This window comes from Saccharopolyspora shandongensis (genome assembly GCF_900106995.1).
Classification (GTDB): domain Bacteria; phylum Actinomycetota; class Actinomycetes; order Mycobacteriales; family Pseudonocardiaceae; genus Saccharopolyspora; species Saccharopolyspora shandongensis.
In genome coordinates, this window is record NZ_FNOK01000008.1 from 108,451 (window position 1) to 133,852 (window position 25,402).

Here is a 25,402-nt window from a genome sequence, read left to right on the forward strand (position 1 = left end):
ATCAAAACGGGATTGCCGGCGCCGCATTCCCTGTCATCCTCTCTGAGGTCACTGCTCCGATCGTTGTCGAAGAACTCACGGATCATCCGGAGGTCACCGACCGTGCCCGCACAGTCCATCCGCGACATCGTGAACCCGCTGCTCACCCTCGATCCGGACACGAGAGACAACTCCGACCTCGAGATCTTGCGCGATCTCGTCGGTGAGGCCCGTGTGGTCTGCCTCGGGGAGAGTGCGCACTTCGCCTCCGAATTCGTCCTCCTACGCGACCGAATCGTGCGGTACCTGGTTCGCGAACTCGGGTTCTCCGCGTTCGTGCTGGAGTCCGGCTTGCCGGAAGGCCTGGCCGTTGACGAGTGGGTGCGCGGCGGGCCAGGCAGTCTCGCGACGATCGCCCGCCGCGGGATCACCTATGCCTTCGGCCGGTGCGAGGAAATGCATGCCCAGCTGCAGTGGATGCGCGGCTGGAACGCCACCCACAGCCATCAAGTGGGGTTCTACGGCATGGACGTGCCCGGCTGGTGCGCCAATCCAGCAGCCGGGGTGGCCGCCTGCCTGAACCGGCTGTCCCCACAGCCCGGGGACCGGGAGCTGCTGGCCGCCGCCGGTCTCGGCGACCCCACGCGCGCGGCCTCCGCGGACGGGTCGGACACGCCCGACGTCCCGGCAGAGCTCTCTCGTGGCATCACCGAGCTCGTGGCGCGAGCGGCCGCAGCAGACGACGAGATCGCACTCCGGTGCGCCTACGGAGCCCAGCGCGTGGTCGAGTTCCTCCAGCACGGGCTCTACCCGGAACCGGGGCGCAACCTGCGCAACGAGGTCATGGCCGACAATCTCCACTGGATCCTCGGCCGCGAGGAGCGGGTGATCGTCGGCGCCCACAACGTCCACCTGCAACGCACCCCCTCCTTCGACGGCACCGAACCCATCGGAAGCCTGTTAGCCCCCGTCCTGGGCCAAGAACTCGTCGTTGTCGGCACCACCCGCGGCGCCGGGATCGTGCCCGGCGTCGATCTCGACGCCACCCCCGCCCGGCGCTACGCCACCCCGGCTGGTGAATTCAGCGCACCCTCCCACTCCCTCGATGCACTGCTGGACGCCATCGGCCTCCCACACCACCTCGTGGATCTGCGTCACGCGCCACCGGAACTCCTTGCCAGTGCGACAGCGATGTCCGGACAGACCCAGCTGATCGACGTCGACCCCAAACAAGCCTTCGACGCCGTCGTGCACATCCACCAGATCACCCCGGCCCACGGGACAACCGACCAGGTGACCGACGAACCGCTCGACTGGCGCCGCCAGAGCCCGACCAGCGAATAGGTGCTCGGCGAATACCTGACGTGTCGGTCCGGAGATGAGTTTCTCTGGCGGGTGGAGTCTGTACGGTTGGGCCACCGGCACGTCCGCGGGCGCGGACCGCATGCCACCACCGAGACGGGAAGAGACCGACATGGGCGAGATCCACGTGCACGAGTTCGTCAGCCTGGACGGCGTGTTCGAGAGCCCGATCTGGACCGCGGAGTACGGCTTCACCGAGGGCATGGCCCGCGCGATCGGCGGCCTGACCGAGGCCAGCAGCGCGATCCTGTTGGGCCGCAAGACCTTTGAGATGTTCGCCCCGGCCTGGTCCGGGCGCACCGTCGAGGACGACCCGGGCGCGCCGTTCTTCAACGACACCCCGAAGCACGTGGTGTCGTCGACCCTGACCACGGCCGACATCTGGAACAACTCGACGGTGTTCGGGGCCTACGACGCGCAGGCGATCCGGAAGCTGAAGGACGACGTCGACGGCAACATCTACATCAGCGGGAGCGGCACGCTGGTGCGCGCCCTGCTGGCCGACGGCCTGGTCGACGGCCTGCACCTGCTGGTCTACCCGCTCGTCCTCGGCACCGGGGACCGGCTGTTCCCGGAAGGCACCCCGCGCCTCCCGCTGAGCCTGACCGGCCAGGAAGTGTTCGAGAACGGCGTGGTCCACCTGACCTACGGTGCCGCGAAGTCCTGACACCACCCCCGAGGCTTGGTGCGAACGGCCTGTTCACCTCGATGGACGAGGCGAACAGGCCGTTCGTTCCGATGGTGCGCAGGTGGTTTCGGTGCGCGGCGAGTCAGTCGCGGAGGGCGCCGGTGTCGATCACCAGGTCGCGGATTCGCTCCAGCGCTCCCTGGGTGACCGCGCGGTCGCCGAGTTCCGCGAAGCGGACGTCCGGGCAGACCGGCACGCGCCGGGCCAGTTCGGACCGGATGCCGACCAGGCCGGGCTCGCCGAGCTCGGTGGCCGCGCCGCCGACCAGCACCAACGCCGGGTCCACGGCCAGGGACAGCACCACCGCCAGGTGGGTCCAGGCCGCGACCACCTCGGCCAGCCTGCCCCGGTCGGCGAGCGCCCGCACCGGCTCTCCGGTGCCGATCTCGTCGGCCAGCCCGCCCAGCCCGTAGCGCTGCTCCACTGTGGAATCCCCGGCCTGCTCGCGCAGCGGCAGGAGGCCGATCTCGCCGCTGGCGCCGTGCGCGCCCGGCAGCACCCGCCCGCCGAGCATGATGCCCGCCCCGATGAACCGTCCGATGTAGAGCAGCACCACGTCGTCGGCGCCGCGGGCCGCGCCGTGCACCCGTTCGCCGGTGAGCATCAGGTTGACGTCGTTGTCCACCAGCACGCAGTCGCCGAACCTGCCCGCGAGCACCTCGCCCAGCGCCTCCGGGCCGGTCCAGCCCAGGTCCGGCGCGGTGCCGACGACCCCGGTGCCCGGCGCCACCACGCCCGGCACCGCGACCGCCACGCCGCACACGTCGGCGGCGGCCAGACCGTTCGCGCGGCACAGCGCCACCAGCTCGCCGACCAGCCATTCCGGCTCCATCCGGTCGCCTTCGTAGGCAGCGTGCCGGTGCGCCACCACGGTGCCGGTGAGGTCGGCCAGCGCCAGTTCGGCTCGCCCACGGGCGAGCCGGGCCAGCAGCACCCAGCGGCTTCGCGGCCGGATCGCCAGCAGCACCGGGCGGCGGCCGCCGGTGGAGCCGGCCGCGCCGATCTCGTGCACCGCTTCGTCCGCCAGCAGGTCCCGGACCAGCCTGGTGATCACCGGCTGGCTGATCCCGGTCAGCTCGGCCAGGTCGGTGCGGGACAGCGGGCGCTCGCGCAGCTGCCGGAGCACCGCCGCGCGGCCGTCCCGCCGCCCGCGCGGGGTCTTGCCTGGTGAGGTCCGCCGATCCTCGGCGAGCGTTCTGGTCACGGGCCGCCTCGACTTTCTTTCTGTCGAAATGAAAGTCTAGCAACACGCCCGCACCACCACCAGGTTCTTGTCATCGCAACGCTGCCCGGTCCGGCGTTTCGACAGGCCAGAGCCCGTGCGCACTTTCTGTTGCCATGGCAGCACAAAGCGCGCACGACCCTGGCGAGCCGCACGGCCCTGCCGGCCTGAACCGGCAGGGCCTCCGCGTCAGCCCTCGACGGGCGCGGTGCGGGCGAGCGTGGCGCCACCCGACTCGTAGGACAGCAGCACGCGATCAGCCGAGCCGACGGGCAGCCGCACGGTGGTCGCGCCCTTCGGCAGCTCGCGGCTCACCTGCCCGGTGGCCTGCTCACCGTCCCAGCCGAACAGCCGGACCACGCCCGCGACGTTCGCGGCGAGCTCGACGTCCACGGTCGTCGCGTCCACCCGGCGCACCGAGCGGATCTGCACCGCGTCCGCGGCCAGGCCCGGCGCCCCGGACAGCGGCACTCCGTCCACACTGGACTGCAGGATGCTCGGCGGCGAATCCACGCTCCGCGCCGCGGTGTCCGGCAGCACCGGCTCCTTCGGCCGGGCGGCCGGCGGCTGGTAGCCGGGCAGCTCGGCCAGGCCCCAGCGGTACGGGTCGCCGCGCACGCCCTTCCAGGTCGACCAGCCGACCCGGGTCTGCGTGGTCTTGTCCTGGGTGTCCGAGTCGTAGATCAGCACGTTCAGGCCCATGCGCGCCGGGTCGACGGCGTCCGGCAGCACCGAGAACGGGATTTTCGCCTCCACCGAGTAGCCGCCATAGGGCTCGGTGACCTTCGACGCCACCTGCATGCCGGGCGCGGTCTCCTGCCCCGGACCCTGGTGGTTGTCCGCGTCCCGCTCGAAGCACGGCGGGTTGCCGTGCTCGGGATCGGCGGTGATCGGGAAGATCCCGGACTTGAACGCGGTGGCCGTGTTCTCCGACTTGCCCGCCGGGTCGATGGTGATCTCGACCGAATCCGTGCGGCGGTGCCGCTTGCAGTCGTTCGGCTCGATGACGGTGCCGAGGACGTCGTCGGTCACGTGCACCAGCACGTACAGCGCGTCGTCGGTGAAGGTCACCTTCGCGGTCCCGGAGATGTCCTCCGCCGGGGCCGGGGTTCCTTCCCACAGCGAGGACAGGTCCAGCTCCGGACCGGTGTACTCGCCGTCGCCCTCGACGCCGTCGACGGCCGGGGCGGACTGCGCCTTCGGGATCGTGGTCACCGGGACCAGTTCCAGCGCCGCGGCCTCGGTTCCGGTCCCGCGCGTCGACGTGGTGTCGATGGTGATCGGGTAGTCGCCGTCGTTGGGCGCCCGGTTGGACGTGGGCAGGCCCGGGTCGGTGTTGGTCACCTCGAAGGTCACCGAACCGGTGGCTCCTGGTGCGAGGGCCGAGTACTCCTTCGCCGCGGCGTCCGCGCGGAAGCCGTCGGGCAGGTTCAGCCGTACCGAGCCGCTTTCCGGGTTCTCGCCGCGGTTGACGAGGTCGACCCGCACCGAGCGGGACTGCCCGCTGCCCAGCGTCAGCACCGGCTTGTTCAGGCTGTCCAGCTGCGGCGCGCCAATGCTGCCCGCCCAGTCCCGGAACTGGCCGACCTGCGCGAGCGGCTCGATGGTGCCGCGCACCGCGGGCACGACCCGCACCACGTGCGAGGAAACCCCGCTGGCGTGGTCGGCGGTGTCCAGCCTCGCCGCCAGCCGGGAGCGCGTGCTCGGCGCGGCGTCGGCCGGCGGGGTCACGGTGAAGCGGACCGCCTTCTCGCTGCCCGGCGGCACCGCGCCGAGCTCACCCGAGCCGGTGACCTGCCATCCTTCCGGCGCGTCCAGCCGCACCCGGCCCTGCGGGATGGCGCTGCCCGCGGCCTTGGCGCGGACCGTCACCTCGAACGGCGCGCCCGGGACGACGTCGAAGCGGTCGGCCTCGACCACGAGCTCCGTGCCCGCCGGCAGTCCGCCCGAGCCGGGCAGCACGGCGCCGTCCAGCGCGGCGGTGACCCCGGCGGCGTCCGGGCCGTAGGGCGCGCGGCTGTCGATCTCGGTGAACCAGTCGCAGCCGATCTTCGCGGGATCAGTCGGCGCGGGCGGGTTGCTCGCCCAGCCCTGGGTGCGGTACTCCCACTCCGCTTCGCGTTCCACTGTGGACCACGGTTTCCCGCCGTTGGCGGCGGACGGATGCCCCGCCCACACGCCGAGCACCCGGTCGGTGGGCTCGGCCGGGCGGTAGCCGGTCGCCTCGCACTCCGGGCCGGGATCCGCGGTGCCCCGCGCGCCCGCCTGGAAGATCCGCCCCACCCGCCAGGGGTTCAGGTCCTCGCGCGAGATCTGCTCCGGGAACGCCTTCGGGTCACCGGCTTTCAGGTAGGCCTCGACGGCCAGCCGCGCCGCCTGCTGGTGGTTGCCGTGGTTCCCCGGCGTCGGCGACGGGTCCATGGTGACGATCACCTTGGGCTTGGTCGCGCGAACGACCCGCACGATCCGGGAGAGGGTGTCCTCGTGGTCCCAGACCTGCTCGGTCAGCGGGGCGCTGACCGTGTAGAAGAAGTCGAGCTTGTCCAGGTTGTAGACGTGCCCGACGCCGGCCTTGCCGACCGCGCGCCGCTCCTCGCCCTCCCGGATCAGGCCCAGCGGCGGGCCTTCCTCGAAGCCGACGGCATTGCCCCCGCCCTCTCCCCGGGTCGTCGTGATGACACCGGCCTTGACGCCGTGCTGCTCGCTCCACTGGCCGAGCGTGGACAGCGTGCTTGCCTCGTCGTCGGGGTGCGCACCGATGAACAGCACGTCGAGTTCGACCGGGTCGGCCGGGCGCGGCATCGCGTCCGCGACCGGCCCCAGACCGAAGGCGAACACTGCGACCGCGGCAGCGATCGCCGGGTATTTTCGCATTCTTCCTCCACGAGAAGTGGGCTGAAACAAAAGGAACCACCGCGCCGGAAACAATCTCCCGGAACAGAAACAAAGTTCCCCGAAAAGCCCCCGACCACGCACTTTTCGGCCAACTTCGACCGCATCACCACATCCTCGGGACCGGGGGATCGAGGAATGCTAGGAAGAAGAAAAAGGGAAAGTCAACAGGCGACCAGAAATCGCGGGCCGCGTCGAACCAGCCGACCCGCCGATCCCTTTCCATCCTGGGGCGGTGACTGCCCGGTGAACGAAAGCGATTCGGCGGGTTCGGATGCGTTGATCAACCGGCGACGGTCCTAGCCGAGCAGCCGCTGCTTGGCTCGCTGGAATTCCTCGTCGTCGACCGTTCCTCGCGCCGGGCGCGGATTCGCGCACACCTCGCGGTAGGCCTTGGCGAATCGCGCGCCCCGCGCGTGCTGCGCCACCAGCTTGCAGAACGCCGCCCACAACGGCAGCAGGAAGAACCATGGGAACAGCAGCCAGACGACGTTCCAGAACCACGGGAAGAACCCGTCGTGATCCCACGCGGTGACGGTGGCGAGGAACACGCCGGCCACGGTGACGGCCCAGAGCGCAACCCCGTTCAGGACGACCTTTCCGGCCGTGGGCACCCGGCCGGTGACCAGCTCCGGATTCCCGGGCAGGCGTGCCGGGTTCCCGTCGGCGAGCACGATGCGCAGCCGGGCGCCGGGATCGGCGAGCCGCAGCACGCGCTCGAAGTCCTTCGCCGAGTCGGGGTAACCGGACATGCGTTGAGAATACGGCAATGCGGAGCGTCCTCTCCCGACTCGGGAGGGCGCTCGCAAGCAACGAGCCCGGCCCTACCCATGTCCACAAAGGACGACCGAACTCACTTGCCGCGACCGGCCTGCGCGACGCGCATGATCCGTACCGAGAGCACCACCAGGCTTCCGACGGCCGCAGTCGCCAGCAGCAGCATGAACGTCGGGTACAGGTACGGCACCTGGATCCAGGCGACGTCCCGGCCGCGGTAGAGCACGCTGACGACCCGGTCGACGAACGCGAAGGCCAGCAGCGGAATCGCCAGCGGCAGCAAGCGGAGTGCGGCGCGAACCGCGCTCGCCCGCTTCGCCGCCCACCGCCGCGAACGCAGCACGCCACGGACCGCGAGCAGCGCGGCACCCGCGGTCAGCACCAGGAACACCACGTCGGCCACCACGAGCGGATCTTCGCGCACCGGCGAGGGGGCGCCCTCCACCAGGGCGATGAGCCGGTCCGCGATCGCCTTGGCATCTCCGTGGGCGAGCCCGGTGTTCGCCATGACCGCGATCCCGTACCCGGAGGCCGGTAGCAACGCCTGATAGGCGGTGGAGGTGAACAGGTCGCCGCTGTGCGCGATGACCGGCGCGCCGGAGCCGGTCGTGCCCACCGACCAGCCGAGGGCGTAGTCGCCGGAGACCTCCGACGACGGGGTGTGCGTGACGGCGATGGCCGAGGCCGTGGCGATGGCCACCCCGCCGGGCCCGCGGCCACCGTTGTTCTGCGCGATCAGCCATGCGGACATGTCGTGCGCTGAGCTGAGCACGCCGCCGGAGCCGTTGCCGAAGGCGCGCGGTTCGGGCACCGCGATGGCCGAGCCGAGCACCTTCAGATGGCCGTACCCGCTCGACGGCAGCTCGTCGGCCGTGTCGATCGTGCGGCTGTCCGTCATGCCCAGCGGCGCGAAGACGTGCTCCTGGAGGTAGTCGTCGAAGGGCCGCCCGGCGACCACCTCGACCAGCCGGGCGGCGACCTGGAAGTTGGGATTGTGGTACTCCCACCGGGTTCCGGGCTCGGCCGCCAGTTCCGCCGAGTTCATCCCGGCCACCGCCGCGCGCAGCGAATCCGGTTGCGGCCGGCTGAAGGGCGGGTAGGTCGAGTCGGAGAGCCCCGAGGTCTGGTCCAGGAGCTGGCGCACGGTGATGCGGCTCGCGCGTGGATCGGCCGTGGTGAATTCCGGCAGGTAGCGGCGCACCGGCTCGTCGAGGTCCACCCGGCCCGCCTCCACCAGCTGAACCACGGCCAGCGCGGTGAACGACTTGCTCACCGAGGCCACGGCCATCGTCGTGTGCTCCGTGATCGGCTCGCCCGCCGGGGTGCGGCCGTACCCGGCGGCGCGCACGACTTCGTCGCCGCGGGTGACGGCGACCGCGGCGCCCGGCAGGCCGCTTTCGCGGAGGTATTCCTCGACGACGGAGTCGATGTCGGCGGCGCCGACCGGCGGCGCGAACGCGGCGGCGACGGCGAACGCGCCGGATGCGATGAGTGCTTTGATGATCACGCCGAGCAGTGTCGGCCGCGGGTCGCCGTGTCCACATCGGACCAGGGGCCGAATCGCGGGATCGGACCGTGGTCCGATGTGGGGCCGTTCTCCTGCGGATAGGGTCGTCGCGTGATCGCTCCTGGGACCGCCGGATCGCGACGACTGGTCGCGCTCGACGCCGTGGTGGCGGCTGCGCTCGTGCTGGTGGCGGCGCTGCGCGCGCCCGGCGCCGCGCCCTTCGAATGGGCGCTGGCGGTCGTGCTGTGCGCGCCGCTGGTGGTGCGCAGGCGCTGGCCGCGAGCGGTTCTCGGTGTCGTGCTCGTGGCGGGCATGGCCGCGATCGCCACCGGCGCCGCGAGCGATGTTGTGGTCCTGGCGATCGCCTTCGCGCTCTACCCGGTCGGGCTGTCCAGCCCGGCGCTTCCCTCATGGCTGTCGCTGGTGATTTCGCTGGCCGGGGTGGCGATCGCCGGGCTGGCAATGATCCTGGTTCCGGGCCTGCCGCTCGTCGCGGTAGCGGAGAACGCGGAGTCCTTCGCGACCACTCCGGTGGCCGTGTTCGGCTACAGCGCGGTCGTGCTGACCGGCACCTGGGTGCTCGCGCGGACGGTACGAGCGCGCCGAGGCCAAGCCGCCCAGCTCGCCGAGCTCCGCGCCCGGCAGGCGGCGGTCGAGGAACGGCTGCGCATCGCCAGGGACGTGCACGACGTGGTCGGGCACAACCTCAGCCTGATCGCGATGAAAGCGGCGGTCGCCAACCACCTGGTGGACAGCCATCCCGAAGAAGGCCGGGCCGCGCTCGCGACGATCGAGCGGGTCAGCCGCGGCGCGCTGGCCGACGTCCGCATCGTCCTCGGCGCCCTGCGCGACCCGGCCGAGGCGTCGCCGGATTCCGGATTCGACGGCCTGGTCGCCAACGTCCGGGCGGCCGGTGTCGAGGTCGAGCTCGACGAGTCCGGCCTGGCGGAGGTGCCGATGGCGGTGCGGGCGTCGGCGTACCGCATCGCGCAGGAAGCGCTCACGAACGTGCTTCGCCACGCCAGGGCGACCAGCTGCAAGCTCGGCCTCAGCACCGCGGCAGGTGTCCTGACCGTGTCAGTCGTCGACGACGGGAAACCGCCCGAGCGGCCGGGGCCGCCCGGGCAGGGCCTGCTGGGGATGCGCGAACGAGTCGCGTTGCACGGCGGGACGATCGACATCGGCCCCGAGCCCGGCGGCGGGTTCGCGGTGCGCGCCCGGCTCCCGTTCGAGGTGGCCGATGGGTGAGCAGCTGCGAGTGCTCCTGGCCGACGACGAAGCGCTCTTCCGGAGCACCCTCCGCCTGCTGATCGACGCCACCCCGGGGATGGCCGTGGTGGGCGAGGCGGCCACCGGATCCGCCGCCGTGGAGCTGGCATCGGAGCGGGCGGCCGACGTCGTCGTGATGGACGTCCGGATGCCCGAGCTGGACGGGATCGACGCCACCGTGCGGATCACCACGCTGCCGCAGGCACCGAAAGTGCTGGTGCTCACCACGTTCGACCTCGACGACTACGTGTACCGGGCGCTGCACGCCGGCGCCGGCGGCTTCCTGCTCAAGGACATCCGGCCCAACCAGCTGCTCGACGCGATCCGGGTGATCGCCGCCGGGGAGGCGCTGCTCGCCCCGAGCGTCACCCGGCGGCTGATCGCCGAGTTCACCCGCGGGCCGGCATCGCAGGCCCGGCCCCGCCGCGAGCTCAGCGGGATCACGCAGCGGGAGGCGGAGGTGCTGGCGCTGATCACGAGCGGGCTGTCCAACACCGAGATCGAGCAGCACCTGCACCTCAGCCGCAGCACGGTCAAGACCCACATCGGACGGTTGATGACCAAGCTGGCCGCGCGCGACCGGGCCCAGCTGGTGATCGCCGGTTACGAGTCCGGCCTGGCCGACCGGCGCTGAGCGGCCGTCCCCGGCCGCAGCAGGTGCGGAAGGGCCATCAGCACCGACGCCGCCGCAGCGGCGGTGGCCAGCACGAACGCGGACCGGGCGGAGGCCACGTCGAGCAGCGTCCCGGCCAGCGCCGAACCGATCGCGTTGCCGACGCCGAACGAGGTGATCATCCAGGCGTGCGCCTCGGTCAGCGTCCCGTCCGGCGCCATCCGGGCGATGAGCGCGAACGCCGACGCCAGCACGGCAGGAAGCGCGCACCCGCTGAGGAAGGCCAGCGGAAACATCAGCGCGATGCCGGGCGTGAGCACCAGCGGCAGGTAGCCCGCGGCGAGCAGCGCCAGCAGCACGAGCAGGCGGCGGTCTTCGCGGTGCGCCGCGCCCACGGCGGTGTACCCGATCCCGCCCGCCAGCGCTCCCGCCGCGTTCAGCGCGATCAACCAGCCCGCGTGGGCCTGACTTCCCGCCGCCTCGGCGTATCCGGTGATGCCGACGGTGAAAACACCGATCGTGGCCCCCACGCAGACCAGCACCGCGAAGAGCCTGAGCACTCCCGCACCGCGCAGCGGCCCGGCCCAGTGGCGTTCCACCCGCGTGCCGCGCCACACCCGCGCCGGGCGGGCGGTCGCGAACCAGGCGGCACCGAAGAAGCCCAGCACCGCAGCGGAAACCAGGCCCGCGGCGGGGCCCGCGACGGCGATCGCGCCGAGCACCACCAGCGGGCCGGTCACGAAGATCAGTTCTTGGGTCGCCGCGTCCAGGGAGAACGCGGCCCGGACGTTCCGCTCGCCGACCACCACGTGCTCCCACAGCACCCGCAGGCACGGTTCGAGCTGCGGTGTCGCCGCGCCGGCGACGACGGCCGCGATCGCGCCGACCGCCGGGCTGCGCACCGGATCCGCGAAGGCCAGCACCAGGAGCGCGGCGGCCGACACCGACGCGCTCACCCACAGCGCCGGGGCCTGGCGCGTCCGGTCGATCAACCGGCCCATCACCGGCCCGCACACCGCGGCACTCGCCGCGTAGAGCGCGATCAGGAAGCCCGCCAAGCGGTAGTCGCCGCCACCGTCGCGAACGGTGAGCAGGATCGCCAGCGGCGCCATGCCGGTCGGCAGCCGACCGATCAGCGACGCCGACAGCAGACGCGGAACGTGACGAGAGCGCAGCACCACGCCGACCGGAGTCCGGCCGCTCAACGTCTGATCGGCGTTCACAGCGCACCACCGGCCGGAATCCCGAGCACGCCGCGCGACGAAGCCCCGACCGCCACGCCCCCGGCATCCGGCAGAAGTGCTCGCTTCAGCGACGCCCGCCTGCGGCCGCATCGGGTTCCCGACTCGTCCGCTGGACGGGTCGGTCCAGGCGAAGAAGAGGGGATCACCCGGGAACGGATACGGTCACCGCGCTCGGCCAGGAAACTCATTCGACCACGTCGTCCTGTTCTCCAGTCACGATCTTCTTGATGTTCTCGTAGCTCGTGGTGCCCGCGTCGAGATAGGCCGAGTGTCCATTGGTCGGCTGGTTCTCGCCTTGGGCGTCGGTGGACAGCTCCGTCGCGCCGTCGAGCTCGCCGGTGCGGAACACGCTGCCCACGGCTTCGACGATGTCGTTGTTGAAGTCGGATTCGCCTTGCAGGGAGACGGTCGCGTCCGCACTGAGGGTATAGACCGAGTTCGCAGGCACCTTGAGCTCGGAGACGTGGTCCACGACGTGCCCGGGACTGCCGAACAGGACGGTGTCGTCCACGCCGGTCCCCTCGTTCTTCAGCGCCTGCTCCGTGGTCACGGCCCCGTAGGAGTGGCCGAGCGCGGTCAAGTGCGGGTCGTGGTCCCGGGAAGCGTTGATGCCCTGGAAGAACCGGGCGAGGCCGGCGGCGCCCTCTTCCGCCTGGCCGTTGACGAGCGACTCCGGCATGTTCGGCGAGTCGTATCCGAGCCAGGTCACGCCGGCCACCGACTTGCCCTCGTCGTGCAGCCGGGTCATCTCGCCCTGCTTCAGCTCCAGGGTGCCGCCGACCGTCGAGTTCATCCCGGGGACCTGCACCGCGACGTGGTCGGCCGTGTCCACGTTTCCCGTGGCGACGGCGGCCTTCGGCCACTCCTTCGAGGCGTCCAGCAGCAGGAGCTGGCGGTCGCCCTGCGCGAGTTGCTTCTCGATCGCGTGGATCGCCGCCATCTTCTTCTCCGCGTCGGTGTAGACCCACGGCGTGGAGAGCTCGTCGGTGAAGGTGCCGTCGAGTTCCTCCTGCACCGAGGCGCGCAGCTTCTTGAGCAAGGCCCGGTTCGCCTGGTCGCGGACCGCGGCGGGCACTCCGTCGAGGTTGCCGATCCAGGCCGGGTGCTCCTTGAGCACGGCCTTCTTGTCCGCTTCCGACAGCGATTCCCACCACGCGGCGTTCGCCCCGGGCTTGCCCTCGGGCGGTTGCGTGAGCGCCAAACCGCCCGCCTTCGCTCCAGTCTCCGCGGCCTGCTTCAGCGTTCCGCCGGCCCGCAACTTGTCGCCTCGGGCGATGCTGAGCACCCTCGCGAGCCCGGCATCGATGATGCCTCCTCGCCGCACCAGTTCCCGGACCCGCTCGACCAGTTCGAGCTGCACCGCCCGGCGTTCCGCCTTGACCGCGTCGAGTTCACCGGCCGGCACGTTCCGCGGCGGATCGGTGTCTTCGACGGCGCCGCTGTCGGCGATGGTGAAGCCGTTGGACTTGGCCAGGTTCTCGGATTCCGTCAGGGATTTCCGCAGCGCCTCGACGGAATCGGCGGCGTCGGCGGCCGCCCTCTGGACAGCGGAGACCTCAGCAGTCAGCTGCCGCGCCGAGGCGGCGATCCTGGCGTGGGTGGGGGTCGCCGCATCCGCGGCCGCTCCTCGCCAGCTCGCCGGCGGCTTGCAGCCGGCGAGCTCGTCGTCGAGCGCGATCAGCTCGTCGCGGTGCTTGAGCAGCGTCCGCACCGCCTCGTCCAGCGCACCGGGTTCCCACTTCCGGATGGTGCCGATCGTGATGCTCATCGAAGACCTCCGAAGGCCGAAAGCCGGATCGCGGTGAACTCCTCGGCGATGCTGTTGTCGCCCGCAAGGTATTGGGTGGCGCACGCGTCCAGGTTCTGCCCGTAGTCGCCGGTCGCCTTCGCCCACTGCTCAACCTCGGCATTCCAGTCCCCCGCCAGCGCCGCGGCCGCCGAGGACGCCGCTGCACCGGGCAATGCGCGGGCGATCTGCTCCGCGCCCGTCCGCAACGCGACTCCGCGCACCTGCTCCGCTGCTGAGCTCGCCTGCCCGGCCGCCTTCCGCAGCTCGTCCGGGCGGATCTTGAACGACATCGCCTGCACCTCCGTCACGTTCGTGGTGGTCGTGCAGGTGAGACGGCGGGGCCGGGTCGTGCCGATCCGTCCGGTGGCGGCCATGTCCGCCACCGGACAGGCACCGACTCACAGCCGGTCGAGTTCGGAACCGTCGAGCCAGCCGAGCTTGGCCGCGCGGAAGGCGAGCTGGATGCGGCCGGACACCCCGGCGACCTCGTAGAGGTCCGCGATCATCCGGCGCACCGTGCGGGTCGAAACGCTGAAGCGGCGCGCGATCGCCTCGTCCTTGCTGCCGTTGACGACCATCACCACCAGCTGGTGCTGGGCCGTCGTCAGCGGTCCGACGGCGCTCTCGGGTCCGGCCTCGCCGAGCGGCGCGGCCGCCCGCCAGCACCGGCCGAACAGGTCGGTGGCGGCGGCCACCGCGCCGGGAGTCCGCACCAGCATGCTCCCGCGGTCGTGGTCGGCGATGTCGAGGGCGGTCACCACGTACTCGTGGTCGACGACGATCGTCCAGACCGGCAGCGTCGGGCTCATCCGGATCTCCACGCCGGCCTGCTGCATCCGCCGCGCGCCTTCGACCAGCGGCGTCAGGTAGTTGATGCTGTCCAGCATGATCACCCGCAGCCGGACGTCGCGTTCGGCCAGCGACACCGCCAGCTGCACGACCGGGCTGTAGTCCGTCGGATCCGGCACGCCGGGAGCCGGCCCGGACGCCGCCAGCACCAGCACGTCCTCGCGCGCGGTCGCCGCGATGCGCTCCAGGCAGCTGAAGGCCGCGGCGGGCCCGCGGTTGAGCTCGACCTCGGGCGAGCCCGCGGCGATTCCCTGCGGCTGCAGTGCGGAAAGTTCCTCCACCGTCGCCGAAGCCAGCTCGATTCGTTGTTCCTCGGCGCGCAGCGCCACCCGGGCGCGGGCGAGCAGCGGCCCGAAGGCGATGTTCGGGTGGACCGGGCGGATCGCGCCGGTCCCGTCGTCGTACTCCTCCACCAGCCCGCTCGCCCGGAGCTCGGCAAGCGCGGTGGCTACCTCCTCGGGCGCGAGGCCGAGTCGGACTCCAGCCTCGGCAACGGACCCGGTCAGCAGCAACCGGTAGATCTGCTCTCCCGGCTCGCTGATGCCCAGGCCCTGCAGCACAAGAGTCCCCAGTCGTCGCCCCGCCCCAGAACAAGATCGGGATCATACCGGCAGGCCGCGAACCTCCACGGGGACGCCGCGGTTCGCCCGTTCGCAGGTACTATGTCACCTATCATAAATTACCGAACGGAAGTTTCTTCGGGTCCGCGGGAGGCGATGCGGCATGGTCGGCAGCTCATCGGCCGCGACCTCATGAGCCCGCGCAGGAGCGACAGCCGCGAGCGGATGCTCACCAGCACCGAGGCGCTGTTGCGGGAGCACGGGGCCACCGCCACGACCATCGACCGGGTCCTCGCGCACAGCGGCGCCCCTCGCGGCTCCGTCTACCACCACTTCCCCGGCGGGCGGACGCAGCTCGTCGACGAGGCGGTGACGCTCGCCGGCGAGTCCATCACCGGCCTGATCGAGACCGCCGCGCAGGCCGACGATCCCGTGGTGGTCATCGACGCCTTCTTCGCGCTGTGGCGCGACCGGATCGTGGCCAGCGACTTCCGGGCCGGCTGCCCGATCGTGGCGGTGGCCGTGGAGACCAACGACGACGCGCCGCAGCTCGCGCGCTCGGCGGGCGCGGTCTTCGCCCGCTGGCAGGACGCGCTCGCCGCCTTGTTCCATCGGCACGGCCTGCCCGACGAACGCGGGAAGCGGCTGGCCGCCTTCGTCATCGCCGCCGCCGAAGGCGCGATGGTCATGTGCAAGGCCGAGCAGAGCGCCGCGCCGATGGAAGCGGCCGCGGTCGAGATCCACGAACTGCTGGCCCGCACCCTGCAAGAGACCACCGGCCGGCCCCGAGGAACGGCCTGATCATCAGCAACAGCAAGGAGTTTCCCGTGTCCACCGCAGACCTCGCCGCAGCACGGCGACGGCCGAGGGAAAAGTGCTTGACGAGCAGGGAAGCTGATGGCGCACGCCACGACGACCTGCCTGATCCGCCAGCCCGCCGGCTGACCGCCCGGGTCCGGTGTGGATTCCATGGCCATTGCCCTGGCGGAAGGTGAACTGTTCGTGCTCGATTTCTCCGTCCACGCAGGGCGATCCTGAAGCGCTGTCGCAGCGGTCCGAAGAGGACTCCGCAAATTCCGCTGCCAGCACGTCGAGTGGCCGCCTTGACTGATCGCCCTGGCCACCGGTTCCGTTGTGGGTAATTCTGCCTACACCGCAAGGATTCCGGGTGGCCGAATGGCCCAGATCACCACCGCCGAGTGCGACCGAGCGTCGGAATTGTCGGCGGCGGGTGATATATCTAAACCACGCGAGGCCGCCGGGGATGCGAAGCGGCCCAGCGCATCGGCTTTCCCTCCTGCCAACGGGACTCGCCCGCGATCAGGGTTGCGCAAGCGCCCTGATCGCGACCTCCGGCACGGCCCCGCCGCCCACCACGCGGCCCGAACCCGCGCCCCCGCCAGCGGGCGCACCGCGAAAGGAAGTTCCGCCATGTCCACCACCGCACCCGAGCCCGGGAACCCGGCGGAGCAGGTACCCGCGCGCCCGTTCCAGGTGGACCTCCGCGGCGTGGTGGACCTGCTCAGCAGGCACATCTACGCCAGCCCGCAGGTGTTCCTGCGGGAACTGCTGCAGAACGGGCGCGACGCGATCGAGGCCCGCCGGCTGCTGGACCCGGCGGCCCCCGAGGGACGGATGCGGATCAAGCCCGCCGCCGCGGGCCGGCCCGACTTCACCTTCTCCGACAACGGGATCGGGCTGACCGCGGCCGAGGCCACCGACCTGCTCGCCACCGTGGGCCGCTCCTCGAAGCGCGACGAGGTGCTGAACCTGCGCCGGGAGGACTACCTGGGCCAGTTCGGCATCGGCCTGCTCTCCTGCTTCATGGTGTCCGACCACATCACCGTGCTCAGCCGGTCCGCGCGCGGCGGCCGCGCCATCGAGTGGGTCGGGCACGCCGAGGGCACCTTCCACGTCCGCGAGCTGCCCGAGGACCAGACCGACGCGCTGCCGACCGGCACCACGGTGCGCCTGACCCCGCGCCCGGACGAGGCCGAGATGCTCTCCGCGAACCGGGTGCGCGCCCTGGCCACCCGGTTCGGCCAGTACCTGCCGCACGCGGTGGAGGTCGCCGCACCGGACGGAACCCGGGACACCATCACCCGCGCGCCGGTCTTCCTGGACCCGCACGCCCACCCCGAGCAGGTGCTGGAGCTCGGCACCGAGATCGTCGGCGCGAAACCGCTCGCCGCGTTCCCCGTCGAGGCGCCCGGCACCGGTACCCGGGGCGTGGCGTTCGTGCTGCCGTACGCGCCGCCGCCCGGCGGGAACCAGGCGAACCGCGTGTACCTGGGCCGGATGCTGCTGAGCGAGCGGGTGGACGACCTGCTGCCCGACTGGGGTTTCTTCGTTCGGTGCGTGCTCGACACGACGGGCCTGAAGCCGACGGCGTCCCGGGAATCGTTCGTGGGCGGGGACGACCTGGAGCACACCCGCACCGAACTGGGCGCCCAGCTGCGCCGGTGGCTGCTCGGCACCGCCCGCACCGACCCGCACCTGTTCGGCCAGGTGATGGGCGTGCACCAGCAGGGCATGAAGGCGCTGGCCGTGCACGACGCCGACCTGGCCCGGATCCTGTTCTCCTGGCTCACGGTCGAGACCAGCGCGGGCACCATGAAGGTCACCGACTACACCGCCCTCACACCCCGGGTTCGCTACACCGAGACCGTCGACGAGTTCCGCCAGATCGCGGCCGTGATCCCGGCGGACGCGCCCATCGTGAACGCCGGGTACGCCTTCGACGCCGACCTGCTGCGGCAGCTGGTGGAGCTCACCCCGGGCCTGACGCTGGAGCGGGTCAACGTCACCGCCGAGCTGGACAACCTCAACCCGCCGCCGCTGGCGGACCGGCAATCCGTCGTCGCGCTGGAGGATCGCGCCACCGCGGTGCTGGCGGATTCCGGCGCGGAGGCGGCGGTGCGCATGTTCGCCCCGGCGGACCTGCCCGCCCTGTACGTGGCGGATCCGGAGGTGCTGCGGCACATCGAGCGCTCCAAGGCCACCGACGTCGCCCCCACCCTGTGGGCCGGCCTGGTCTCCGAAGCGGACGCGTTCATGGCCAAGCACGCGGCGGTGCGGGGCGCGGACGCGACGGCCCGGCTGTGCCTGAACTGGTCCAACCCGCTGGTGCGGCAACTCGCGGACGTCCGCGACGAGGCGGTGTTCTCCCGCTCGGTGCGGCTGGTCTACCTGCAGGCGATGCTCGCCGGCCACCGCCCGCTGTCCGCCCGCGATCGCCGCCTGCTCACGACGACGATGACCGATCTCGTCCACCTCTCCATCGGATTCGAAAGCGACCTGGCATGAGCGACGCCGCCAAGACCATCACCGACCTGCTCGACGAGGCCGACCAGACGCCGTACGGCGCGCAGGAGCGCGCGCTGCTCGACCAGGCCATCGCGCTGTCCGAGGAGGCCGGGCACGAGGAACTCGCCTACGCGGCGCGGATGCGCCTGGTGACCTCGGCGAAGATGACCGGCGACACCGACGGCATGCTCGCCGCCTTCGCCTGGTGCCTGGGCAAATTCGACTCGGACCCGGTCCGGTTCCCATCGGAGATCACCGGCACCGATTCCTGGGACCTGCTCTGGTACTTCAAGTGGATGGCCTCCACGGTGACCGGCAGCCTGCAGTTCTCCTCGGAGCAGCTGGAGGCCGTGCTCGCCGACATGGACCGCCGCTACACCGAGGCCGGCGTCGGCCGCTCCGGCGTGGTGCAGTCGCTGTTCTCCTCGTCCGTGGAGACGGGGCGGCTGGAGGACGCCGAGCGGTTCCGCCTGGAGCTGGAGGCCCTGCCCAAGGACGACTACTCGCACTGCGAGGCCTGCGCGCGCAGCGAGTTCGCGGACTACCAGCAGACCATCGGCGACGACGCGGCTGCGGTGGCGCTGTTCGACGAGATCCAGGAGCAGCGGCTCAGCTGCGGCGAGGAGCCGGAGGGCAACGAGGCCGATTCGCTGCTGCCGCTGCTGAGGCTGGGGCGCGGCGAGGACGCCGCCGCCGCGCACATGCGCGGCTACCGGGCCGCGCGCGGCAACCCGGACAACATCGCGATGATCGCCCGGCACTGGATCTTCTGCGCGGTCACCGGCAACGAGGCACGCGGATTGGCGTTGCTGGAGCGGCACATCCGCGACCTGATGGTGGACCCGATGAACGACCGGCAGAAGTTCGTCGGATCGTGCGCCGCGGCCGTGCTGCTGGACGCGGTCACCCGGGCCGGCCAGGGTTCGACGCCGGTGCGGCACTCCGACGCCCCGGCGCTCGCGCCGTTGCTGGGCGAGCACGCCGGCCCGTGGACGGCCGCAGACCTGGCCGCCACGTTCTGGGCGGCGGCGGACCGGCTGGCGGCGGCGTTCGACGCCCGCAACGGCAACGACTTCCACACCCGGCAGGTGGCCCGGTCCCGGGCGCTCGCCGACGAGCGCTACGACGTGCCGCTGGAGTCGAGCACCTACACGCCGGTCGTGACGGCCGAGGTCGCCACGACCGAGCCGACCACGGCCGAGGACTGGCTGCGGCGGGCCGGTGAGCGCGCCGCGACCGGAGATCACGACGGGGTCGTGGATGCTGCCGAGCGCGCTCTCGCCGCGGGCGGGCGGGTGATCGCTGCCGACGCCTACCGCGTCGTGGTCCAAGCCCTGGTCGCGCGGGATCAGCACGAGGAGGCCGCGAACGCGCTCGCCGATCGCGGGAAGGCGCTGCGCGAGCTCGGCCGGGACGACTACGCCGACATCGAGGACCAGATCGGCCTCGCCCTGTACGGCACCGCGACCGCGGCCGACCTGCCCGCGTTCGACGCCGCGATCGAAGACGCCCGCGCCCGCGCCGGTCAGGACGTGCTGGCCGATCTGCTCGCAACCCGGGCGGACGTGCTCGGCACCGAGGATCGGATCGACGAAGCACTGCGCGACGCTCAGGAAGCGGCGGCCCTGCTCATGCCGGTGGCGGAGCCGACCATCGCCGAGCGGCAGCTGCGCAACCACGCCGTGCTGCACCGCACGTTCCTGCTGATGCTGTCGCAGCGGTTCGAGGAAGCCGCCGGGTCCATCGACGACCTGCTCCGGGACGCCGGGATCGGCAGGCAGACCCGTCAGGGCGGGCTGCGGATGAAGGCGCAGGCGCTGGCCAACCAGGACCGGCTCGACGAGGCCCTGCAGGCGGCCGAGGAGGCGCTGTCCCTGCAGGTGGCCATCGGTGATGCCCGGCTGGTGCTCAACGCCGCCGGCCTGAGCTCGCAACTGCTTTCGGACCTGGGCCGCGACGCCGAGGCCGCGGCCCGCATGCGGTTCGCGCTGCGGCAGGCCGAGTCCGCCGGGATCACCGGCGCCTTCACCGAGAAGTTCCGGCTCGGGCAGTACCTGACCTGGTCGGACCAGGCCCACGAGGCGATCGAGGTCATCGACGAGGTCTACCGCGGCGAATCCGAGACCGGGGCGCCGCCGGTCGCGCTCGGCGAGACCATGCTGGGCCTGGGTGTCGCGGCCCTGCGGGGCGACCAACCGGGCGTCGCCTACGGCGCGTTCCAGCGGGGGCTCGGGCACGCCGTCGAGGCCGAGCACCTGCCTCTGCAGGTGGGCTTGGCGACGCAGCTGGCGCGGATGCTGGTGCAGTTCCGCGACGACGAGGCCGTCGAGGTGCTCGACGCCGTGCTGGAGCGGGCGCGCGCCGCCGGGGACGGCCGGTCGGCGCTGCGGATGCTCAACGAGCGCGGGCTGGCCAAGGCGAACCTGGGCGACGAGTCGGCCATCGCGGACTTCGACGCGGTGATCGCCGAGGCGAACGCCGCGGGCGAGGCGTGGCTCGCGGCCGACGCCACCGACTCCAAGGCGCGCGAGCTGGCCGGCGCCGAACGCCACGACGAGGCGGTGCAGTGCGCCCTGGCTGCGGCGGACGGGTACGCCGCGAGCGGCGACGCGAACGCGGGCGCGAACAGCGAGTTCCTGGCCGCTCAGATCCTGCGTGGCCAGGGTCGCGCGGACGAGGCGCTCGCCTGCTACACCTCGGCCATCGAGCGGGCCGAGGCGCCCGCACTGGTCGAGCGCCTCACCGAACAGCGGGCGGAATACCTCGCGGAACTGGGCCGGAGCGAGTGATCCACCGGTGCCGGGGCGGGCGGCCGTCCCGGCACCACATCTGTCCACATTGCACGGTTGCGGCTCGCACCAAGAGGAATGCGCCGGACTGACCGCCACGAACCGGTTGCGGCCTGCTATCGGGTGGCCCAGCTTGGAAATTTACCGATTGCAGTCTGCAATCAGAATCCGGGAGGCGACGAATGGGCGACACCGAACCGCAGGTCGCGAACTGCAAAAGTGCTCTGGCACTTCACGATGTCGCTGGATGGCTTCGCGGCGGAGCCGGACCACGAGATGGACTGAGGTGCCGCCCGGCCCGGCCGCCACCCCGACGATCTGGCTGTGGTGGCGCTCGATCCGGTAGACGTGCGGGCAGTTCTTCGGCACGAAGCCGAAATCGCCTGCGCCGAGCAGCTTCTCGTACTGCTCGCCGGCGGCGCCCTCGACGAAGAGCCGGACCGCGCCGGCCGTGACACAGAAGGCCTCGTAGGTCTCCGAGTGGGAATGCGCCGGGATCGTGTCGCCCTTCGGGCCCTCGCAGGTGAACAAGTTGAAGGTGCGCTCGGTCTGCTCGCCGCCGGCGTAGATGGTGATCAGGTCGCCGAACAGGTGCGCGCGGTCGCCCATCCCCTTCTCGACGAAGTACGGCCTTCCCGGCTCGGGCGGGATGCGCGAGCGGGACCGGTAGGGCGTGGCGAACTCCATCGCCATGCGGTTCCTCTTGGGCGCGACTGTTTTGTCAAGCTACCTGACATTTTGTCGCAGGCGATGGCGGCTGGGTATGCTCGGGGCCCGCTCCCGCACCCCAGGAACCATGACGGCACCACCACCGAACCTCCCCCAGCTGCTCGTCGACGCCAAGCGCTGGTTCGACGACGCGCTGCTGAACAGCATGCAGGCGGCGGGCGAACGCCCGGTGACCGTCGCCCAGGCCGCGGTCTTCGCGAACCTGGACGCGGGCGGGACGTCGATCTCCGAGCTCGCCCGCCGGATCGGCACCACCCGCCAGTCCGTCCACCAGGCGGTGCACGGGCTGATCGGCATGGGTCTGCTGAAGCAGGTCCCCGACCCGACGTCGGCGCGCAGCCGCCTGGTCCGCACCACCCCGGCGGGAGCCCGCGCCCACGAGCGCGCCCTGAGGATGATCGCGACCATCGAAGACGTCCTGGCCGAGCAGATCGGCGCCGACGCGGTCGAAGCCCTGCGCGACGGCCTCGACTGCAACTGGGGCGATCCACCACTGGTCCAGGACCGCTGACGGCGAACACCGCCGCCGCAGGACTCACCGGCCACCTTGGAGTGAACGGACCATACGTCCCAGTAGGCGAGGTGAACGGCCCGTTCACTCCACCCACCCAAGGCATCCGCGCACGGCCAGTTCGGGGCGAACAGGCCGTTCACGAGCACCCGTCCGTCCGCGATCGCCAGGTCGGTCACCCATGGCCGAGATTGGTCCATTGTGTACAGTTCTGCTCCGGTCAGGATCAGCTCGGCGACGGCCATGGGGGATCTCCTCCGCGACATTCGGCGTCGAAACCCGGTCTGGTGCAAACCAAGCAACGACGCAACGCCAATCACCCGCCACAGGCAGGCGATGTGCTCTCGTGAGTGCTGGTTCCGGTTCTTACCGGAACCAGCACTCACGACAAACGCCCGCACCTGTGCGGGTGCGGGCGTTCTCGGGACAGCTCAGAGGTTCTTCTGGATCAGCTCGACGTATCGGTCGATCATGTGGTCGCGGATCCCGTCGGCGGCGGGCGCGAACGCGTCGCTGGTGAACCCCTTGAACTTGTCGGTCAGCCCGGCGGTGAAGGTGATCTTCTCGTGCAGCTTCCCGCTGCTGTCGAAGTACCGGACGTCGTCGACGTGGTGGAACACCGGCTCCGGCGGGAGCTGCGGGACGACGTCGTTGTTGTTGACGAACCGGAACACCCGCGCGGCGAGCGCCTCGTTGTACGGGCCTGCCAGCAGCCGGTCGCAGGTGCGCGGCTGCCCGAAGGTGTAGACGCCGTCCGGGAGCAGCTGCGGGTCTTCGAAGAAGATCCGGGCGGAGGCGAGCATCGCCAGCGCGCCACCGAGGCTGTGACCGGTGAACCACAGGCTCTGGTCGTCGTCCCGGAATCGCTGCACCGCGTCCCGCACCTGCGGGTAGATCGAGTCCAGCGCGCGGCTGAATCCCAGGTGCACGAGCCCCTTCCCGGCGGGGCCGGGAGCGGCCAGCGTGTTGGTGTCGGACAGCCAATCCTTGATCTTCTTGGGCTCGGTGCCCCGAAAGGCGACGATGACCATCTTGTCGCTACCCGCCGCGAAGGCCTGCGTGTCCTCGATGGGGAACGACTCGTCGAGCTCGGCGTGGAAGTACTCGCACCGATCGAATCCCCACTCCCGCGTGGTCTTCCGGATCGTCGCCTCGTCGTCGTAGGCGAGCTTCGCCGCCCTGGCGAGCCAGTACGCGTGCTGCAGGCGGTAGTCGGTCACCGCGTGGTCGAATTCGAGCACCGTCATCGTTGGCCTGCATGAGAAGTCGCAGGTCTCGGCGGGTCGGCGCCGGGGCGCCAAGCGCGACTATGACAAGGGTTCGCGGCGCACATGTGCCTGGTCACTGGAAGGGATGGCCCCTGTGGCCCGGTTCAGCGACACATCCGAAGAAGGCGAAAGTCCAACGCATTCGCGCCGCCCGCGAGGTCCCAGGGGCGGTCGGGTCTTGCGCTCAACCCGGGTTGAGCCAGCATGCTTCCCTCCGATGTGACATCGGTTCTTCCAGCGACAGAAGGGAAAACATGCACGCACAGTCCTCACCGCCGGTGGTCGCCGCGCCCGCGGTGGTGCTATCGCTGGCCTGCGCCGGTTCGTTCGTGGTGGTCCTCGACGCCACGATCGTCTCCGTCGCGCTACCCGCCGTTCGCGCGGAGCTGGGGTTCGACCCGGTCGCGCTTTCGTGGGTGGTCAACGCCTACACGCTGGTCTTCGCCGGATTCCTGCTGCTCGGCGGGCGGTTGGCGGATCTCCTCGGGCAGCGCGCGATGTTCATGCTGGGCATGGGCCTGTTCACGGCCGCCCGGCTGGCCGGCGGGCTGACCGGGTCGGCCGAGCAGCTGCTCATCGCGCGGGCGGTGCAGGGCTTCGGCGGGGCGCTGCTGATGCCGGTGACGCTGTCCCTGCTGACCACGACCTTCACCGAGCCCGGCAGGCGGGCCCGCGCGCTGGGCACCTGGAGCGCCGTAGGCGCGGTCGGGGCCGCGTCCGGTCCGGTCATCGGCGGCGTGCTGACGCAGTGGGCCGGGTGGCGGTGGGTGTTCTTCGTCAGCGTCCCGGTCGGCGTGCTGGCCGTCGCGGTCGCCGCCGCGGTGCTGCCGGGCCGGTCGACCGCCGGAGCCCCGGCCCGGCTCTACGTGATCGGCGCGGTGCTGGCGACAGCGGGCCTGGGCGCGCTGGTGTACGCGGTGATGCAGGCCTCCGCCCGGGATACCCTGCCGCCGCTGCTGGGTAGCCTCGCACTGCTCGGGATTTTCCTGCTGCACCAGGCGAAATGGGCGGCGGATCCGCTGTTGCCACTGGAGGTGTTCCGGCTGCGTTCGGTCAGCAGCGGGAACCTGGTGATGTTCCTGCTGGGCCTGGGCTTCTTCGCCAGCCCCGTGCTGTTGTCGCTGTACTTGCAGGACGTGCACGGCTATTCGCCGCTGCAAGCCGGCCTGGCCTACCTGCCGATCGGATTCGCGATGTTCTGCGGCGCGCAGACCGCCGGAGCGCTATCGGTGCGGCTGGGAAACCGCCGTGCGGCCGTGCTGTGCTGCCTGCTCGGCGGCGCCGGTTTCGCCGGGGTGGCGGCGCTGATCGGCGTGCACGCCTCGTACCTCTCTTCGGTGCAGCTGCCGGGGATCCTGCTGGGATTCGGGACCGCCGCCGCGTTCACCCCGATCACCATCTCCGCCACCGGCGGCGTGCCGCCCCGCCACAACGGCCTCGCGGCCGGACTCCTCAACACCGTCCGGCAGACCAGCGGCGCGATCGGGCTGGCGGCGCTGACCGCCGCCATCGCGTGGGAACCGGGCGCGGAGGCGCTCGCGCACGGCTACGCGGTCGCGTTCACCGCCTCCGCCGCCTGCCTGGCGGTCGCGGCGGGCGTCGCGGCGCTGGCCATGCCGCGCCGCTGATCACGGCAGGTCGACGGCGGCGCGGAACCCCGGGCACCGGTCGGGGCCGGACTCGTGACGGCAGCCGAGCAGGTGGTTCAGGTAGTCCCGCGCCGCTTCCAGCGCCGCCTGCTGCCGCTCGATCTCCGCGATCCGGGCGGGAACGGTGTCCTGCCAACCGGATTCCGCGTCGAGCATGGCCGCGATCTCGTCGATGCTCATCAGCCCGGTCGTGCGCCACAGCTTGATCAGCGCGATCCGGTAGAGCTGATCGGCGTCGTAGCAGCGCTGCCCGGCCCGCCGCTGGGGACTGATCAGGCCGCGCCGTTCCCAGTAGTGCAACGTCGAGATCGCCAGCTCGAAGTGGTCGGCGACCACGCGGATCGGGGTCGGGGAGCTCACACCGCCAATCCTATCCGACCCCACAACCGTCCACTGAGG

General features: G+C 71.4%; 20 protein-coding genes. 9 read left to right on the forward strand and 11 right to left on the reverse strand.

Going from position 1 to position 25,402, the window contains the following annotated elements:
* Nucleotides 1-102 precede the first annotated feature (102 nt).
* Both BLW84_RS11125 and BLW84_RS11130 read left to right on the forward strand, forming a co-directional pair.
* Entirely contained in the window at nt 103-1,323 is a 1,221-nt protein-coding gene (locus BLW84_RS11125; RefSeq protein WP_093264604.1) for an erythromycin esterase family protein, read from the forward strand.
* A gap of 130 nt (nt 1,324-1,453) precedes the next feature.
* Nucleotides 1,454-2,008: a dihydrofolate reductase family protein gene (locus BLW84_RS11130; protein WP_093264607.1), complete on the forward strand. Its 555-nt coding sequence runs from the start codon at nt 1,454-1,456 to the stop codon at nt 2,006-2,008.
* A 103-nt stretch (nt 2,009-2,111) separates the two neighbouring features.
* Here the strand turns inward: BLW84_RS11130 and BLW84_RS11135 are convergent, their stop codons facing one another.
* The 4 genes from BLW84_RS11135 to BLW84_RS11150 form a co-directional block, all read right to left on the reverse strand.
* Nucleotides 2,112-3,233 carry an ROK family protein gene (locus tag BLW84_RS11135; RefSeq protein ID WP_177226403.1) on the reverse strand — a complete coding sequence of 374 codons (1,122 nt, stop codon included), beginning with the start codon at nt 3,231-3,233 and terminating at the stop codon, nt 2,112-2,114.
* A 207-nt stretch (nt 3,234-3,440) separates the two neighbouring features.
* Entirely contained in the window at nt 3,441-6,125 is a 2,685-nt protein-coding gene (locus tag BLW84_RS11140; protein WP_093264612.1) for a sugar-binding protein, read from the reverse strand.
* A 317-nt stretch (nt 6,126-6,442) separates the two neighbouring features.
* On the reverse strand, nt 6,443-6,895 hold the full coding sequence (locus tag BLW84_RS11145) for an SHOCT domain-containing protein (RefSeq protein ID WP_093264614.1): 453 nt from the start codon (nt 6,893-6,895) through the stop codon (nt 6,443-6,445).
* A 101-nt stretch (nt 6,896-6,996) separates the two neighbouring features.
* Nucleotides 6,997-8,427 (reverse strand): serine hydrolase domain-containing protein, encoded by a 1,431-nt coding sequence (locus BLW84_RS11150; protein ID WP_093264617.1) that lies wholly within the window; start codon nt 8,425-8,427, stop codon nt 6,997-6,999.
* A gap of 111 nt (nt 8,428-8,538) precedes the next feature.
* Here BLW84_RS11150 and BLW84_RS11155 point away from each other — a divergent pair, with 111 nt between their 5' ends.
* Complete coding sequence (locus tag BLW84_RS11155; RefSeq protein WP_093264619.1) at nt 8,539-9,675, forward strand: sensor histidine kinase; 1,137 nt, start codon at nt 8,539-8,541, stop codon at nt 9,673-9,675.
* Nucleotides 9,668-10,330: a response regulator transcription factor gene (locus BLW84_RS11160; RefSeq protein ID WP_093264622.1), complete on the forward strand. Its 663-nt coding sequence runs from the start codon at nt 9,668-9,670 to the stop codon at nt 10,328-10,330. Before BLW84_RS11155 ends, BLW84_RS11160 begins: the two co-directional genes overlap by 8 nt.
* Here the strand turns inward: BLW84_RS11160 and BLW84_RS11165 are convergent.
* The 4 genes from BLW84_RS11165 to BLW84_RS11180 form a co-directional block, all read right to left on the reverse strand.
* Nucleotides 10,300-11,532 carry an MFS transporter gene (locus BLW84_RS11165; RefSeq protein WP_093264624.1) on the reverse strand — a complete coding sequence of 411 codons (1,233 nt, stop codon included), beginning with the start codon at nt 11,530-11,532 and terminating at the stop codon, nt 10,300-10,302. The two genes, BLW84_RS11160 and BLW84_RS11165, sit on opposite strands and share 31 nt — an antisense overlap.
* 205 nt (nt 11,533-11,737) lie before the next feature.
* On the reverse strand, nt 11,738-13,321 hold the full coding sequence (locus BLW84_RS11170; RefSeq protein ID WP_093264627.1) for an alpha/beta hydrolase: 1,584 nt from the start codon (nt 13,319-13,321) through the stop codon (nt 11,738-11,740).
* Nucleotides 13,318-13,716 (reverse strand): hypothetical protein, encoded by a 399-nt coding sequence (locus BLW84_RS11175; RefSeq protein WP_143060920.1) that lies wholly within the window; start codon nt 13,714-13,716, stop codon nt 13,318-13,320. Before BLW84_RS11175 ends, BLW84_RS11170 begins: the two co-directional genes overlap by 4 nt.
* Nucleotides 13,717-13,740: 24 nt before the next feature.
* Nucleotides 13,741-14,751, reverse strand: a complete 1,011-nt coding sequence (locus BLW84_RS11180) for a LuxR family transcriptional regulator (RefSeq protein WP_093264632.1) — start codon at nt 14,749-14,751, stop codon at nt 13,741-13,743.
* A gap of 156 nt (nt 14,752-14,907) precedes the next feature.
* On the opposite strand from BLW84_RS11180, the gene BLW84_RS11185 reads away from it, so the two are divergent.
* The 3 genes from BLW84_RS11185 to BLW84_RS11195 all read left to right on the forward strand — a co-directional run bounded on the left by BLW84_RS11185 (nt 14,908) and on the right by BLW84_RS11195 (nt 20,846).
* On the forward strand, nt 14,908-15,552 hold the full coding sequence (locus BLW84_RS11185; protein WP_218157278.1) for a TetR/AcrR family transcriptional regulator: 645 nt from the start codon (nt 14,908-14,910) through the stop codon (nt 15,550-15,552).
* A 630-nt stretch (nt 15,553-16,182) separates the two neighbouring features.
* Nucleotides 16,183-18,057, forward strand: a complete 1,875-nt coding sequence (locus tag BLW84_RS11190) for an HSP90 family protein (protein ID WP_093264635.1) — start codon at nt 16,183-16,185, stop codon at nt 18,055-18,057.
* A complete protein-coding gene (locus BLW84_RS11195; protein WP_093264637.1) occupies nt 18,054-20,846 on the forward strand; it encodes a hypothetical protein in 2,793 nt (930 codons plus the stop codon). Before BLW84_RS11190 ends, BLW84_RS11195 begins: the two co-directional genes overlap by 4 nt.
* Before the next feature lie 141 nt (nt 20,847-20,987).
* On the opposite strand, the gene BLW84_RS48990 is transcribed toward BLW84_RS11195, so the two are convergent.
* Nucleotides 20,988-21,539, reverse strand: coding sequence for a quercetin 2,3-dioxygenase (locus tag BLW84_RS48990; protein WP_143060921.1), 552 nt, complete (start codon nt 21,537-21,539; stop codon nt 20,988-20,990).
* A 103-nt stretch (nt 21,540-21,642) separates the two neighbouring features.
* On the opposite strand from BLW84_RS48990, the gene BLW84_RS11205 reads away from it, so the two are divergent.
* Nucleotides 21,643-22,086, forward strand: coding sequence for a MarR family winged helix-turn-helix transcriptional regulator (locus BLW84_RS11205; RefSeq protein WP_093264640.1), 444 nt, complete (start codon nt 21,643-21,645; stop codon nt 22,084-22,086).
* 431 nt (nt 22,087-22,517) lie between these two features.
* Here BLW84_RS11205 and BLW84_RS11210 read toward each other — a convergent pair whose 3' ends face one another.
* Nucleotides 22,518-23,333, reverse strand: coding sequence for a lipase family protein (locus BLW84_RS11210; protein ID WP_093264644.1), 816 nt, complete (start codon nt 23,331-23,333; stop codon nt 22,518-22,520).
* 275 nt (nt 23,334-23,608) lie between these two features.
* Here BLW84_RS11210 and BLW84_RS11215 point away from each other — a divergent pair, with 275 nt between their 5' ends.
* Nucleotides 23,609-24,982, forward strand: coding sequence for a DHA2 family efflux MFS transporter permease subunit (locus BLW84_RS11215; RefSeq protein WP_093264647.1), 1,374 nt, complete (start codon nt 23,609-23,611; stop codon nt 24,980-24,982).
* Here the strand turns inward: BLW84_RS11215 and BLW84_RS11220 are convergent, their stop codons facing one another.
* Complete coding sequence (locus BLW84_RS11220) at nt 24,983-25,363, reverse strand: MerR family transcriptional regulator (protein WP_093264650.1); 381 nt, start codon at nt 25,361-25,363, stop codon at nt 24,983-24,985.
* Between the last annotated feature and the right edge of the window lie 39 nt (nt 25,364-25,402).

Excerpts from the sequence above, each read along its gene's own strand:
- BLW84_RS11145 (WP_093264614.1), bottom strand. The coding sequence starts at position 6,895 with ATGTCCGGTTACCCCGACTCGGCGAAGGACTTCGAGCGCGTGCTGCGG.
- BLW84_RS11215 (WP_093264647.1), top strand. The coding sequence starts at position 23,609 with ATGCACGCACAGTCCTCACCGCCGGTGGTCGCCGCGCCCGCGGTGGTG.
- BLW84_RS11205 (WP_093264640.1), top strand. The coding sequence starts at position 21,643 with ATGACGGCACCACCACCGAACCTCCCCCAGCTGCTCGTCGACGCCAAG.
- BLW84_RS11130 (WP_093264607.1), top strand. The coding sequence starts at position 1,454 with ATGGGCGAGATCCACGTGCACGAGTTCGTCAGCCTGGACGGCGTGTTC.
- BLW84_RS11175 (WP_143060920.1), bottom strand. The coding sequence starts at position 13,716 with ATGGCCGCCACCGGACGGATCGGCACGACCCGGCCCCGCCGTCTCACC.
- BLW84_RS11210 (WP_093264644.1), bottom strand. The coding sequence starts at position 23,333 with ATGACGGTGCTCGAATTCGACCACGCGGTGACCGACTACCGCCTGCAG.
- BLW84_RS11185 (WP_218157278.1), top strand. The coding sequence starts at position 14,908 with ATGCGGCATGGTCGGCAGCTCATCGGCCGCGACCTCATGAGCCCGCGC.
- BLW84_RS11160 (WP_093264622.1), top strand. The coding sequence starts at position 9,668 with ATGGGTGAGCAGCTGCGAGTGCTCCTGGCCGACGACGAAGCGCTCTTC.
- BLW84_RS48990 (WP_143060921.1), bottom strand. The coding sequence starts at position 21,539 with ATGGCGATGGAGTTCGCCACGCCCTACCGGTCCCGCTCGCGCATCCCG.
- BLW84_RS11195 (WP_093264637.1), top strand. The coding sequence starts at position 18,054 with ATGAGCGACGCCGCCAAGACCATCACCGACCTGCTCGACGAGGCCGAC.
- BLW84_RS11140 (WP_093264612.1), bottom strand. The coding sequence starts at position 6,125 with ATGCGAAAATACCCGGCGATCGCTGCCGCGGTCGCAGTGTTCGCCTTC.
- BLW84_RS11190 (WP_093264635.1), top strand. The coding sequence starts at position 16,183 with ATGTCCACCACCGCACCCGAGCCCGGGAACCCGGCGGAGCAGGTACCC.
- BLW84_RS11170 (WP_093264627.1), bottom strand. The coding sequence starts at position 13,321 with ATGAGCATCACGATCGGCACCATCCGGAAGTGGGAACCCGGTGCGCTG.